Below are 11,913 nucleotides of genomic sequence, written 5' to 3'. Positions count from 1 at the left end.
CGGCTCGCCGCGTCTCGTGACGGCGCCGGGGCGCCTCCTCGACGAACGTCGGTCCCCCGGTCGTCGAGGAGCGAGCCCCAGCGAGCGTCACGACGCGCCCGCACCCGACAGACCACCTCTGGCCAGTGCCGCCTGCCGGCTCGCTGCGCCTCCTCGACGAACGTGGGGACGGCACGGTCGTCGAGGAGCGAGCCCTGGCGAGCGTCACGAGGCGCCCGCACCCGACCGACCCCCCTGTGGCCGGTGCCGTCTGCCGGCCCGCCGCGTCTCGTGACGGCGCCGGGGCGCCTCCTCGACGAACGTCGGTCCCCCGGTCGTCGAGGCGCCCGCACCCGACAGACCGCCTCGGGCCGGTGCCGTCTGCCAGCTCGCTGCGCCTCCTCGACGAACGTGGGGCCGGCACGGTCGTCGAGGAGCGAGCCCCCAGCGAGCGTCACGAGGCGCCCGCACCCGACAGACCCCCAGCAGCACCGACAGGCGACACCCGACGCGGGTGTCGCCCTGTCGTGCTGCCTCATCCGATCAGGTCGAGCGTCCCCAAGTCCCGGACGGCGGCGCAGGCGCGGGTGACCATCGCCGCGAACATCGCGTCGCCGCGCTCGCTGCGGGTGCCGTAGGCGCAGCCGAACACGGCCACCAGCGGCCCCTGCAGCATCGCGTACCGGTAGTCCTCCCACGCCAGCTCCGGCGGGTGGTCCTCGACGCCGAATCCCGCGAGCGCGTGGTGGTAGGCGGCCACCAGGTCGCGCTCGACCTCGCGTCGCACCGGCGCGTCGAGGGAGGTGGCGACGACGTAGGCGAGGTCGCGGGCGGGCAGGGCGAGCGAGAGCGTCTGCCAGTCCACCGCGATCGAGGCCGAGCCCTGGTCGGGCAGGTCGGGCGGGAAGAGCAGGTTGTCGAGCCGGTAGTCGCCGTGCACGAGCCCGAACCGCTCCCGGCGCCCCAGCGCCCACGCCTCCACGACCGGCGGGCAGGCCCGCAGCGTGGCGATCGTGTCGTCGTCCAGCAGGGCACCCAGACCATCGACGAACAGCTCGGTGGCCGGGCCGTACAGCTCGGCGAGCAGGGCGGCGTCGTCGGGGCCGTTGAGGGTGAGGTGCTCGATCTCCAGCAGCGTCGGGTCGCACCACCGCGGCCCGTGCAGCCCGGCGAGGTTCACGACGGCGTCGCGCACCTGGGCGGGCGTCGCACCGGCGATCTGGTCGCCCTGTCGGGCAGGGGCCAGGTCCTCCAGGACCAGCAGGAACCCGCCGTCGTCGTCCACCTCGGAGGCGTACACGAGCCCCGGCACCCGGATCGCGACCGTGGGCGCGATGTCGCGGTAGAACCGGATCTCGCCCCGGTAGGCGCCGGCGAGCAGCGCCCGCGATCCGGCGTCGGCGGCCGGCAGCTTGGCCAGCACCGAGGTGGGGATCCGGTCACCGACCTCCGGGCCGGCGAGCGCGAGGCGGTACGCGGTGCCGATCTGCCCGGTGCCCACCGGCGTGGCGACGACGTCGGTGAGCTCGGTGCCCAGCAGCGGCCCGAGCACCGCGGCGGTGAGGTCGGCGAGGCCCGGCGCGCTCATCGGGACCAGCCCGGGTTGGCCGGAAGCGCGTCGAGCCCCTCGCGCTGCGACGCCGGCAGCCCCGCCCGCACCTCGCGCCAGGCGTCCAGCACCGAGGCCAGCTCCGACGGCGTCGCGCCGTGCAGCACGACGGAGTCGGCGCCGGCGTCGAGCTGGTCGGCGATCCGGGAGGCACACGCGGCGGGCGTGCCCGTGGCCGACGCGGCGAGCCAGGCAGCCGGCAGCGCCTCCTCCTGCAGCCGGCGCAGCTCCTCCACCGTGCCGATCGCGTCGAACGCGCCGGGGTAGCCCTGCACGAGCGGATGGGCGCGGAACTCCGCGAGCGCGGCGGGGTCCCAGCCGTTGGCGCGCACGAGCACGTCGCCGTAGCCCTGGAGGTAGGTGGCCATCCGGCCCACCAGCTTGCGCAGCCGCAGCTGCTCGGGCAGGTCGTCGGGCACGGTGGCGAGCACCGACCAGATCCGCACCGACGCCGGGTCGCGCCCGGCCCGCTCGGCGGCGGCGCGCACCCGCGCCACGCAGCGCGCCAGGGTGTCGTCGGCGAAGAAGGTGTGGAGCACGACGCCGTCGGCGATCTCGCCGGCCAGGTCGAGCGCGCGGTCGCCCATCGCGACCATCAGCACCGGGATCCGGTGCTCCCCGGCCCCCTGGTTCAGGTAGGGGTAGCTCCCAGCCGGCCCCTCGTGGCCCACCACCGACTCCCCCGCCCACAGCCGTCGGTACAGCCCGACGGCGTCGCGCAGCTGGGCGTTGGTCACCCGCGGCACGCCCATGACGTCCCAGAGCAGGTCGATGCCACGTCCCAGCCCGAAGCTGTAACGCCCCTGCGAGATCCGGTGGGCGCTCATCGCCATCGTGGCGGTCACCAGCGGGTGGCGCGTCACGTGGTTGGTGGCGGCGGTCCCGATGCCGATCGTGGTGGACACCCCCGCCGCGACGCCGGCCATCACGCCGGCGTCCTTGACGTTGAAGCGCTCCGAGAGCAGCACCGAGCCCAGCCCGAGCCGCTCGGCGAGCTGCACCTCCGCCACGAGGTCGCGCGGCTCGTCGGCGTGCCCGGCGAGGCCGTAGCAGGCGAGCTCGGGGACCTCCTGGCCGGACGGGTGGCTCATGGCAGCTCCTCCCAGTACCGCAGCAGGTGCCCGGCCACGGCGTCGGGCTGCTCCAGCTCGAGGAAGTGCCCGGCGTCGGGCACGGCGTGCACGCGCCCGGCCGGCATCCGGGCGGTCACCACCGGCACGATCCGCGGGTCGAGGCAGCCGTCGCGGGCGCCGTGGAGGTAGAGCAGCGGGTGCTGCGGCGGCCCCATCGCCTCGCGCAGGCCGGGCACGATCGCGCGGTAGTAGGACACGACGGCGCGCTCGTGCGCCCGGTCGGGCACGGCCTGCGCGAGCAGCGCGAGGTCCTCACGGGCGTCGTAGCCCGGCGACCACCACGCCCACAGCCGCGCCACCATCCGCGCGAAGACCCGCTCGGTGAGCCCCGGCACCTGGTTCACCGCGATGTACCAGGAGCGGAACGGCTGGCGCAGCATCGCCGCCGACCACGCACCGAGCACGTCGCGGGAGGGCTGCACGTGGGCCAGCGGCGGCACCGCCAGCGCGGCGATTGCGCGGTAGGGCTGCGCGGCGCGCGAGGCCACGGTCGTGGCGGCCAGCGCACCCCAGTCGTGGCCCACCAGCAGCGCCCGCTCGTCGCCGCCGAGCGCGGCGTGCAGGGCGACGGCGTCGTCGGCCAGGGCACGCACCGAGTAGTCGCCGTCGGCCGGGATCGCGCTGGGGGCGTACCCGCGCTGGAAGGGCGCGACGACGCGGTACCCGGCCTCCACCAGCAGCGGCGCCACCCGGCGCCACGTCCAGGCGGTGTCGGGGTAGCCGTGCAGCGCGACGACGAGCGGCGCCTGCGGCGTCGGTCCCTCCCACTCCAGCAGGCCGACCCGGTGGGTGGGCAGGTCGAGGGTGCGCTCCTGCGGGGTCACGAGCCCGACTCGCCCGTTCCGCTCGCGGCCTCGCGGGCCGCCCGCGCGGCGGCCTTCTCGGCGTTGCTGATCGTCTGCTCCACCAGGGAGTTCAGCCGCGCGCCGTGGGGCCAGCCGGCGTAGTGGCACATCAGGATCACCAGCTCGCGCAGCTGCGCGGCGTCGAGCTCGCCGGCGGCGTGGGCGGCCGGGATCTGGATGCCGAGCACGTCGTGCTGGTTGCTGCCCACGAGCAGGCCGATGAGGAACAGCCGGCGGTCGCGGTCGCTGAGCCCCTCGCGCTGCCACACGTCGCCGAACAGGTGCTCCACGGTGTAGCGGAAGAAGTCGCCGTCCATGTCGTTCATCTCGAACCCGTAGACGTGCTCCATCTTCTCCAGCCCGCGCTTGCGGGCCTCCGGCAGATGGTCGAACTTCCCGTCACTCACAGACCCAGTCCCTTCCCCAGTCGCGGCAGCGCCTCGCGCGCCATCGGCACCTCGACCCCGAGGGAGTCGGCCAGCTCGATCGCGAAGCGCAGGTCCTTCTCCCCCAGCGTGGCGACGTGCCCGAACACCCCGCGCCAGAAGTCGTCGGGCCCCAGCGTGGCCGTGGTCTCGCGGTGCATGATCGCCCCCGGCCCGCCGGTGATCGCGTCGGTGTGACGCACGACGTCGCCCAGCGCCCGCAGGTCCAGCCCGGCGGCCTCGGCCAGGCGCTGCGCCTCGGTGGCGGCGGTGAAGGACACGAAGTGCATCAGGTTGCGGGCCAGCTTGAACGCGGTGCCGGAGCCGACCGGCCCGGTGTGCACGACCTTGGTGCCCATCACCTCCAGCGCGGGCCGCGCCGCGGCGAAGGCGGCCTCGGTGCCGCCCACCAGGATGGCGAGGGTGCCCTCGGCGGCGCCCATCGGCCCGCCGCTCACGGGGGCGTCGACCAGCATCACCCCGTGCTGGGCGGCGGTGATCTCCAGCTGGCGCGGGGTGGCGGGCGCGACCGTGGAGTGGACGACGACGACGAGTCCCTCGCGGGCGGTGCCGAGGACCTGGCCGAGCACGTCGCGCACCTGCTCGTCGTCGCGCACCATCACGCACAGCACGTCCACCTGCGCGGCGAGCGCGGCCACCGAATCGGCGGCCACGGCGCCCGCGGCCACCAGCTCGGCCACCGGCTCCGCCGCGACGTCGAAGACGACCAGGTCGTGCGCCGACACCGCCAGCCGCAGCGCCATCGGCCTGCCGATGTTGCCGAGCCCGACGAACCCGACCCGCACGGCCGACCCCTCAGGCACGGAAGGTCTGCCCGCCGTCGACGGCGATGATCTGGCCGGTGATCCAGGAGGCGTCCTCGGAGAGCAGGAACAAGCAGGCGCCGACCATGTCGTCGACGGTGCCCATCCGCTTGATGGCCAGCTGCTGGCGCACGATGTCCTTCGCAGCGTCGCCGGCCTGCACGCGGGTGGCCTCGGTGTCGGTCGGGCCGGGCGCGATGGCGTTGACCCGGATCCGCTGGCCGCCCAGCTCGTGGGCCAGCTGCTGGGTCAGGCCGTTCACCCCGACCTTGGCCAGGCCGTAGAAGCCGGAGTAGAGGTAGGCCGCGGTGGAGCTCTGGTTCACGATCGCCCCACCGCCCCGGGCCGCCATCGAGGGGTAGCAGGCGCGGGTCATCACGAGCGCGCCGTCCATGTTCACGCTCATGAACCGGCGGTAGTAGTCCCAGTCGACGCTGATCAGCAGGTCGAACTGCATGTCGCCGTAGATCGCGGCGTTGTTGACCAGCAGGTCGATGCCGCCGTGGGCCGCGGTGACGGCCTCCACCATCGCCGCGGCCGACTCGGCCGAGCTGACGTCGGTGCGCACGAACAGGCCCCCGATGTCGGCGGCCACCTTCTCCCCCGCCTCGACGTTGAGGTCGGCCACGACCACCGCCGCGCCCTCGGCGGCCAGGGCCCGGGCGTAGGCCTCGCCGATGCCCTGCGCCGCGCCGGTGACGACGGCGACCTTGTCCTGGAAACGCGTGCTCATCTCTCGGAGATCCTTCTCTCGGTTCGGTTCGGGGCGGGTCGGGTCAGGCGGGCTCGGCGATGGTCTTGGTCTCGAGGTACTCCTCGAACCCGGCCACCCCCATCTCGCGGCCCAGGCCGCTCTGCTTGTAGCCGCCGAAGGGCGCGTCGGGGCTGAACCACACCCCGCCGTTGACGGCGAGGGTGCCGGTGCGGATCCGGCGGGCGACGTCCTTCGCGCGCTCCAGCGAGCCGGAGTCGACCGAGCCGGAGAGGCCGAATGCGGAGTCGTTGGCGATCCGCACCGCGTCGTCGTCGCCGTCGTGCGGGATCACGACGAGCACGGGGCCGAAGATCTCCTCCTGGGCCAGCCGCGAGGAGTTGTCGAGCCCCGCCACGACGGTGGGCTGCACCCAGTAGCCGGGCTGGTCGATCACCGCACCGCCGGTGGCGAAGGTGCCGCCCTCCTCGACCGCGAGGCGCAGGTAGCCCTCGACCCGGTCGCGCTGGACGGCGGAGATCACCGGGCCGCAGATCGCGCCGGGGTCGGCGGGATCCTTCGCCCCGATCGACTCCATGGTCGCGGCCGCCACCTGCACGGCCTCGTCGTAGCGGTCGCGCGGCACCACCAGCCGGGTGGTGATCGCACAGCCCTGACCGGCGTGGATGCAGGCGGTGAACGCGGTGGCGCCGGCGACGGCGGCCACGTCGGCGTCGTCGAGGGCGATGGCGGCGGACTTGCCGCCGAGCTCGAGGAACACCTTCTTCAGCGTCGGCGCCGCGGCGGCCATGATGGCCCGGCCGGTGGCGGTGGAGCCGGTGAAGGACACCATGTCCACCCGCGGGTCGGTCGTCAGCTGCGCGGCCACCTCGTTGGACGCCGGGCTGACGACGTTGAAGACCCCGGCGGGGATGTCGGTGTGCTCGGCCACGAGCCGGCCCAGCTCGCAGGCCAGCCACGGGGTGTCGGGGGCGGGCTTGAGCACCACGGTGCACCCGGCAGCCAGCGCGGGGCCGACCTTGGCGAGGTTGATCTGGGTCGGCACGTTCCAGGGCGTGATCGCCGCGACCACGCCGATCGCCTCGCGCCGCACGGTGCGCCGCGACGGGATGCCCATCGGCGCGGCGACGCCGAGGTCGGTCTCGAACTCGAACCCGGCGGCCAGGTCGGTGACCCAGGCCAGCCCCTCCACAGGCACGTCGAAGCCGGCCGCACCCATCATGAACGACGGCATGCCGACCTCGGCGGTGGTGAGCGCACGGAACGCGTCGGCGTGCTCCATCAGGGCGGCGTGCAGCTGGCGCAGGCAGTGCACCCGGAAGTCGCGGTCGGTGCTCCACGAGGACTCGTCGAACGCGCGGCGGGCCGCGGCGATCGCGGCGTCGACGTCGGCGGCGGTGGCGTCGGGGGCGTGCCCGATGACCTCGCCGGTGGCCGGATTGAGGATCGGGTAGGTGCCGCCGTCGGCGGCGGCCACCAGGGCGCCGTCGACCAGCAGCCGCGGGGCGGGGGGCAGGCTCACGCGTCCGCCTCCCCGCTCGTCGGCAGGGTGGAGGCCGACCGCAGGAACTCCCCGGCCTCCACCGGCGGCGGCCACACGGTGGAGGGCAGGTCGGCGTGGTGGTAGTGGCCGGGCACGCCGTGGCCGGCCACCGACATCCGCTTGAGCAGGGTGTCGGGCGCCTTCTGGTCCTTGATCAGGGTGAGGAAGGTGTGGGCGGTCGACGGCATGTCGAACCAGTCGCGCTGCCAGGAGAACTTCAGCAGCCCGTCGTCGGCGCCGCCGACCTGCCGCTCGACCCCGAACCAGGAGCCGCCGATCCCGAGGATCTCGTACTCCTTCCCGTCGTCGTCGAGGATGCCGGACTTCTGCTTCCAGAAGCCCACGATCATTCGGGTGCGCTCGTCGATCACCGTGGCCTGGTAGTCGTAGTGCCAGCCGTCGAGGCCGTCCATCTCGATCCCGATCGCCCAGTCGCGGATCTGGTCGCGGCCCACGGCCATGAAGTGCTCGTCGTGGCTGTACATCCAGCCGTAGGTGGCGTCCTCGGCGTACCACTCGGCCATCACCCGCCAGTCGCCGAGGCGCTCGGCCTCGCGGTTGATGGCGAGCCAGGAGTCCCAGAACTCCTCGATCTCCTCGCGGCTGATGGCGGTGGGGCTGGAGGGAGTGGAGGGATCAGTCATCGGTGGTCTCCTCGAGCGTGAGCGCGAACGCGGGGCAGTAGCGGACGGCGGCGGTCACCTGGGGCCGCAGCGCGGGATCGGGGTGCTCCTCGAGCACGGTGACGACGTCGGCCGCGGCGTCGAAGCCGAAGACCGTGGGCGCCTCGCCCTGGCAGAGCTGGTGGCCCTGGCACAGGTCGAGGTCGGCGGTGACGCGCAGCCGGGGGCCGCTCATCGGACCCGCCGGCGGTAGCGCACGCGGCACGGCTGGGCCAGCTGGATGACCATCTTCGACACGTCGTCGCGGTAGTCCTGGCTGGGCTGGGCCATCTCGAACTCGTAGTCGCGCAGGATCACCGAGAAGATCGCCTTGAGCTGCATCATCGCGAAGGCGTTGCCCACGCACCGGTGCTTGCCGGCGCCGAACGGGATCCAGGTCCAGCGGTTCTGCAGGTCCTCCTGGCGCGGGTCGAGGTAGCGGGCTGGGTCGAAGCGCTCGGGATCGGGGAAGTCCGCCGCGATCCGGTTCGACACCTTCGGCGAGGCCGCCACCATCACCCCGGGCGGGATGGTGTGGCCGGCCAGCTCGATCTCCTCCGCCACCAGCCGCAGCAGGATGATCAGCGGCGGGTGCAGCCGCAGGGTCTCCTTCAGCGCCGCCTCCAGCAGCGGGATCGAGCGCAGGGCCTGGAACGACACCTCCGCCGGACCGTCGGGGCCGTCGGCGTACAGCTCGTCGAGCTCGGCGACGACACCGGCCATCACCTCCGGGTGGCGCATCAGCTCGATCAGCGCCCAGGCGGCGGTGCCGGAGGAGGTGTGGTGGCCGGCGAACATCATCGAGATGAAGACACCGGTGATGTAGTCGGCGCTCATGTCGATCGAGATGAGCACATCGAGCAGGTCCCGCTCCTCGCGCGGCACCGTGCCCCGTTCGCGGCGGCGGTCGATGATGCCCTGCACCAGCGCCACGAGGTTCTCCCGGGCCCGGTCACGCACCCGGAAGGACTCGATGTCGAGGTAGGGGTCGACGTAGGCCAGCGCGTCGGTGCCGCGCTCCAGGTCGTGGTACTCCCGGGCGAACCGGGCGTCGAGCTCCTCGCGGAACGGGCGGCCGATCAGGCAGGAGGAGGTGGTGTAGATCGTCAGCTCGGCGAACCAGTCGAGCAGGTCGATCTCGCCCTCCTCGCCCCACGGCTCCACCATCCGGCGGATCTCGGCCTCGATGGTGGCGGCGTGACCGCGCATCATGTCGCCGCGCAGCGCCTGGTTCTTCAGCATCTGCTGGCGTTCCTCCGGGGAGGCGTCGAAGACCACGCCCTGGCCGAAGATGGGGGTCATGAAGGGGTAGGCGGCGGCCTGGTCGAGGGTCGAGTCGGGGGCGCGGAAGAACTGCTCGTTGGCCTCCGCGCCGCTCACCAGCACGACGTCACGGTCGGCGAGCCGGAACCGGCCGATGTCGCCGCACTCCTCGCGCACCCGGGTGAACAGCCCGATGGGGTCGACGCGCATCTCGGCGAGGTGGCCGTGGCCGTCGTCGGGCACCGCGTAGGACACCTCGCGGATCGCCGCGACGGGATCGGTGACGGTCATGAGGGCACCTCCACGGGCGCTTCGGGGTTGACTTCGATGAGGTTCACGTGGACGCCGCGGGGCTGGTCCACGAGGTAGCGGATCGCCTCGGCGATCGCCGTCGGCTTGAGGAAGTGCGAGTGCCGGGCCAGCCCGAAGCGCACCCAGCCGTTGAGCACGTCGGCGGCGAGGTCGACGTCCCAGTCGCCGCCCATCTCGCTCCACGTGGGGCCGGGTCGCACGATCGAGGCCCGCACGCCGGTGCCCTCCAGCTCCATCTGCATCGCGTGGGCCAGGCCCTCCAGACCCCACTTGCTGGCGGCGTAGCCGGCCATGAAGGGACGGGCCCGCACGGCGACGTCGGAGGACACGAACACGACGTCGCCGCGCTGCCGCTCGACCATCGCCGGCACGAACGCCCGCACCAGCCGGTGGGCGCCCACGACGTTGAGGTCGAGCTCGTCGGTGATGCGGGAGGAGTCGACCCGATGGATCGTGCCGGGGCCGGTGACGCCGGCGTTGTTGACCAGCGTCTCGACGTCGCCGAGGCCGGCGGTCATCGCCGCGGCGAAGGCGGCCACGGACTCCTCGTCGGTGACGTCGAGGGGCGCCACGACGACCTCGCCGCCACTCTCGCGGAGGGTGGAGGCCAGCTCCTCGAGCCGGTCCAGGCGGCGGGCGCCCAGGCCCACCGGATGGCCCGCGGCGACCAGGGCGACCGCGGTGGCGGCGCCGATGCCGGAGGAGGCACCGCTGATGACGGCCGGGCGCCGCTCGGGGCGGGGGTACCTGCTGCTCACCGCGGCCTCACCGCATCCGCACGGTGACGGGCAGGCCGGCGAACCCGCGCACGCTGACGGAGTGCACGCGTCGGGCGCGGGCGTGATCGACCTCGAAGGAGGCCACCCGGCGCACGTACTCCTCCAGCACGATCCGGGCCTCCAGCCGGGCCAGGTTGGCCCCGAGGCAGAAGTGGCGCCCGCCGCCGAAGGACACGATCTTCGACAGCTCGGCCTGCGGGCGGTGCAGGTCGAAGCGGGCGGGGTCGGTGAACACCGTCTCGTCGCGGTTGGCCGAGCCGATGACGACCAGCAGCTTGCTGCCGGCCGGGGCGACGACGCCGTCCACCTCGACGTCGCGCAGCAGGTGGCGGGCCACCATCTGGCTGGAGGTGTCGTGGCGCAGGGTCTCCTCGATCCACGGGGTCACCCAGGAGACGTCGGCGGGATCGGCGAACACCGTCGCGGCCTGGTCGGGGTGCTGGCCGAGGTGGAACAGCGCGTTGCCGAGCAGCTTGGTGGTGGTCTCGTTGCCGGCCACCACCATGAGGAAGAGGAAGGCGATGATCTCCTCCTCGCTCAGCCGGTCGCCGTCGATCTCGGCCACCATCAGCGCGGAGGTGAGGTCCTCGGTGGGGCGCGCCCGGCGCTGGGCGAGCATGTCGGCGTAGTAGCCCACGAGCCACAGGCTGCTCTCCATGGCCGCCTGCGGCACGTCGCGCACGCCCTCCTCGCGGTGCACCACGAGGTCGGCCTGGCGGCGCACCTCCGCGCGGTCGGCCTCCGGCACGCCCATCATCTCCGAGATCACGTCCATCGGGAGTCGGCCGGCGACCTCGCCGATCCAGTCGTGCTCCTCGCCGTCGCGCAGCGCCAGGTCGAGGTAGTGCTCGGTGAGGTGCTGCACGCGCGGGGCCAGCTCGCGCACCCGGCGCGGCGTGAAGGCGCGCGAGACCAGGGAGCGCAGCCGCTGCTGCCGCTGCCCGTCCATGCCGAGGAACGACATCACCCGGTGGGCGTCGGGGCCCCAGGCCGACCGGTCGATCGAGACGCCCATCGCGTTGGAGTAGGTGGCGTCGTCGCGGAACGCCGCGGCGACGTCGGCGTGGCGGGTCAGCGCCCAGAAGTCCTGCTCGGCGTTGTGGTAGAGCGGCGCCTCCGCGCGCAGCCGGGCGTACGTGGGGTAGGGGTCCTCCTGGAAGGCGTAGTCGTAGGGGTCGAGCACGAGCTGGGCGGTGGTGGTCACGGGTGGCCTCGCAGGATCGTGGCGACGACGGCGTCGAGCCGCTCGCCCATCTCGGGGTAGGTGATGACGCCCATGCCGGCCTGGAGCAGCGCCCCGGAGAAGGCGAGCACGAGGGTCTCGAGGACGTCGGGGTCGGGCGTCTCCAGCGCCTCCTCGAAGCGGCGCACGAACTCGGCGCCGATCCGCAGCCGCAGCCGGTCGACGTCGGGGTCGGAGCTGAGCAGGGCCGGGGTGACGGCGGCGGCGAGGGCGGGGGCGGCAGCAAGCCGGCGCGCCATCTCGCGGGTCACGACCTGCACGCGGCCGACGACGCCGTCGGCGAGCGGCCGGTCCTCGGTCGCGGCGGGCGCGGGCTCGCCGAGGGCGGCGAGGAACAGCTCGGCGAACAGGTGGTTCTTCGAGGCCAGGTAGGTGTAGGCGGTGGCCGGGGAGACCCCGGCGCGGGCGGCCACGGTGCGGATCGTGAGCGCCTCGTGGCCGACGGCGTCGAGCTCGGTCAGACCGGCGTCGAGCAGCTTGGCCAGGGTCTCGGCGGGACGCGCCCGCAGCCCGGCGCGCGCACTCCTGGACACCTGACTGGACATGTGTCCAATCTAGAACGCGTTCCGATCCCGGCGCAAGGG

13 protein-coding genes are annotated in these 11,913 nt (G+C 73.6%); all 13 read right to left on the bottom strand.

Annotation, left to right across the window (positions count from 1 at the left end; genetic code table 11):
• Positions 1 to 514: 514 nt before the first annotated feature.
• Genes ACERUN_RS08205 through ACERUN_RS08145 form a run of 13 tightly spaced genes read right to left on the bottom strand, consistent with a single transcriptional unit; the run spans position 515 to position 11,874 of the window.
• Positions 515 to 1,567, bottom strand: coding sequence for a phosphotransferase family protein (locus ACERUN_RS08205; protein WP_370289393.1), 1,053 nt, complete (start codon positions 1,565 to 1,567; stop codon positions 515 to 517).
• Positions 1,564 to 2,679, bottom strand: a complete 1,116-nt coding sequence (locus ACERUN_RS08200) for a TIGR03857 family LLM class F420-dependent oxidoreductase (protein ID WP_370289392.1) — start codon at positions 2,677 to 2,679, stop codon at positions 1,564 to 1,566. The genes ACERUN_RS08205 and ACERUN_RS08200 overlap by 4 nt, the downstream gene beginning before the upstream one ends.
• Positions 2,676 to 3,545 carry an alpha/beta fold hydrolase gene (locus tag ACERUN_RS08195; RefSeq protein ID WP_370289391.1) on the bottom strand — a complete coding sequence of 290 codons (870 nt, stop codon included), beginning with the start codon at positions 3,543 to 3,545 and terminating at the stop codon, positions 2,676 to 2,678. Before ACERUN_RS08195 ends, ACERUN_RS08200 begins: the two co-directional genes overlap by 4 nt.
• Positions 3,542 to 3,973, bottom strand: a complete 432-nt coding sequence (locus tag ACERUN_RS08190) for a carboxymuconolactone decarboxylase family protein (RefSeq protein WP_370289390.1) — start codon at positions 3,971 to 3,973, stop codon at positions 3,542 to 3,544. Before ACERUN_RS08190 ends, ACERUN_RS08195 begins: the two co-directional genes overlap by 4 nt.
• Positions 3,970 to 4,797 carry an NAD(P)-dependent oxidoreductase gene (locus tag ACERUN_RS08185; protein WP_370289389.1) on the bottom strand — a complete coding sequence of 276 codons (828 nt, stop codon included), beginning with the start codon at positions 4,795 to 4,797 and terminating at the stop codon, positions 3,970 to 3,972. Before ACERUN_RS08185 ends, ACERUN_RS08190 begins: the two co-directional genes overlap by 4 nt.
• Before the next feature lie 10 nt (positions 4,798 to 4,807).
• A complete protein-coding gene (locus ACERUN_RS08180; RefSeq protein WP_370289388.1) occupies positions 4,808 to 5,548 on the bottom strand; it encodes an SDR family oxidoreductase in 741 nt (246 codons plus the stop codon).
• A 43-nt stretch (positions 5,549 to 5,591) separates the two neighbouring features.
• Positions 5,592 to 7,049, bottom strand: a complete 1,458-nt coding sequence (locus ACERUN_RS08175; RefSeq protein WP_370289387.1) for an aldehyde dehydrogenase — start codon at positions 7,047 to 7,049, stop codon at positions 5,592 to 5,594.
• Positions 7,046 to 7,714 (bottom strand): hypothetical protein, encoded by a 669-nt coding sequence (locus ACERUN_RS08170; protein ID WP_370289386.1) that lies wholly within the window; start codon positions 7,712 to 7,714, stop codon positions 7,046 to 7,048. The genes ACERUN_RS08175 and ACERUN_RS08170 overlap by 4 nt, the downstream gene beginning before the upstream one ends.
• Entirely contained in the window at positions 7,707 to 7,928 is a 222-nt protein-coding gene (locus ACERUN_RS08165; protein WP_370289385.1) for a ferredoxin, read from the bottom strand. Before ACERUN_RS08165 ends, ACERUN_RS08170 begins: the two co-directional genes overlap by 8 nt.
• Entirely contained in the window at positions 7,925 to 9,286 is a 1,362-nt protein-coding gene (locus tag ACERUN_RS08160; protein ID WP_370289384.1) for a cytochrome P450, read from the bottom strand. The genes ACERUN_RS08165 and ACERUN_RS08160 overlap by 4 nt, the downstream gene beginning before the upstream one ends.
• A complete protein-coding gene (locus ACERUN_RS08155) occupies positions 9,283 to 10,065 on the bottom strand; it encodes an SDR family oxidoreductase (RefSeq protein WP_370289380.1) in 783 nt (260 codons plus the stop codon). The genes ACERUN_RS08160 and ACERUN_RS08155 overlap by 4 nt, the downstream gene beginning before the upstream one ends.
• 7 nt (positions 10,066 to 10,072) lie before the next feature.
• Positions 10,073 to 11,290, bottom strand: a complete 1,218-nt coding sequence (locus tag ACERUN_RS08150) for a cytochrome P450 (RefSeq protein ID WP_370289379.1) — start codon at positions 11,288 to 11,290, stop codon at positions 10,073 to 10,075.
• Positions 11,287 to 11,874 carry a TetR/AcrR family transcriptional regulator gene (locus ACERUN_RS08145; RefSeq protein ID WP_370289376.1) on the bottom strand — a complete coding sequence of 196 codons (588 nt, stop codon included), beginning with the start codon at positions 11,872 to 11,874 and terminating at the stop codon, positions 11,287 to 11,289. Before ACERUN_RS08145 ends, ACERUN_RS08150 begins: the two co-directional genes overlap by 4 nt.
• Positions 11,875 to 11,913 lie beyond the last annotated feature (39 nt).

It is taken from the genome of Nocardioides sp., assembly GCF_964229035.1.
GTDB lineage: Bacteria > Actinomycetota > Actinomycetes > Propionibacteriales > Nocardioidaceae > Nocardioides.
Note: the sequence above shows the minus strand (reverse complement) of the source record. Positions and strands in the feature narration are given on the sequence as shown.

What these genes read in the sequence shown, in the direction of transcription:
- ACERUN_RS08170 (WP_370289386.1), bottom strand. Translation starts at nt 7,714, where the DNA reads ATGACTGATCCCTCCACTCCCTCCAGCCCCACCGCCATCAGCCGCGAG.
- ACERUN_RS08180 (WP_370289388.1), bottom strand. Translation starts at nt 5,548, where the DNA reads ATGAGCACGCGTTTCCAGGACAAGGTCGCCGTCGTCACCGGCGCGGCG.
- ACERUN_RS08200 (WP_370289392.1), bottom strand. Translation starts at nt 2,679, where the DNA reads ATGAGCCACCCGTCCGGCCAGGAGGTCCCCGAGCTCGCCTGCTACGGC.
- ACERUN_RS08205 (WP_370289393.1), bottom strand. Translation starts at nt 1,567, where the DNA reads ATGAGCGCGCCGGGCCTCGCCGACCTCACCGCCGCGGTGCTCGGGCCG.
- ACERUN_RS08160 (WP_370289384.1), bottom strand. Translation starts at nt 9,286, where the DNA reads ATGACCGTCACCGATCCCGTCGCGGCGATCCGCGAGGTGTCCTACGCG.
- ACERUN_RS08145 (WP_370289376.1), bottom strand. Translation starts at nt 11,874, where the DNA reads ATGTCCAGTCAGGTGTCCAGGAGTGCGCGCGCCGGGCTGCGGGCGCGT.
- ACERUN_RS08165 (WP_370289385.1), bottom strand. Translation starts at nt 7,928, where the DNA reads ATGAGCGGCCCCCGGCTGCGCGTCACCGCCGACCTCGACCTGTGCCAG.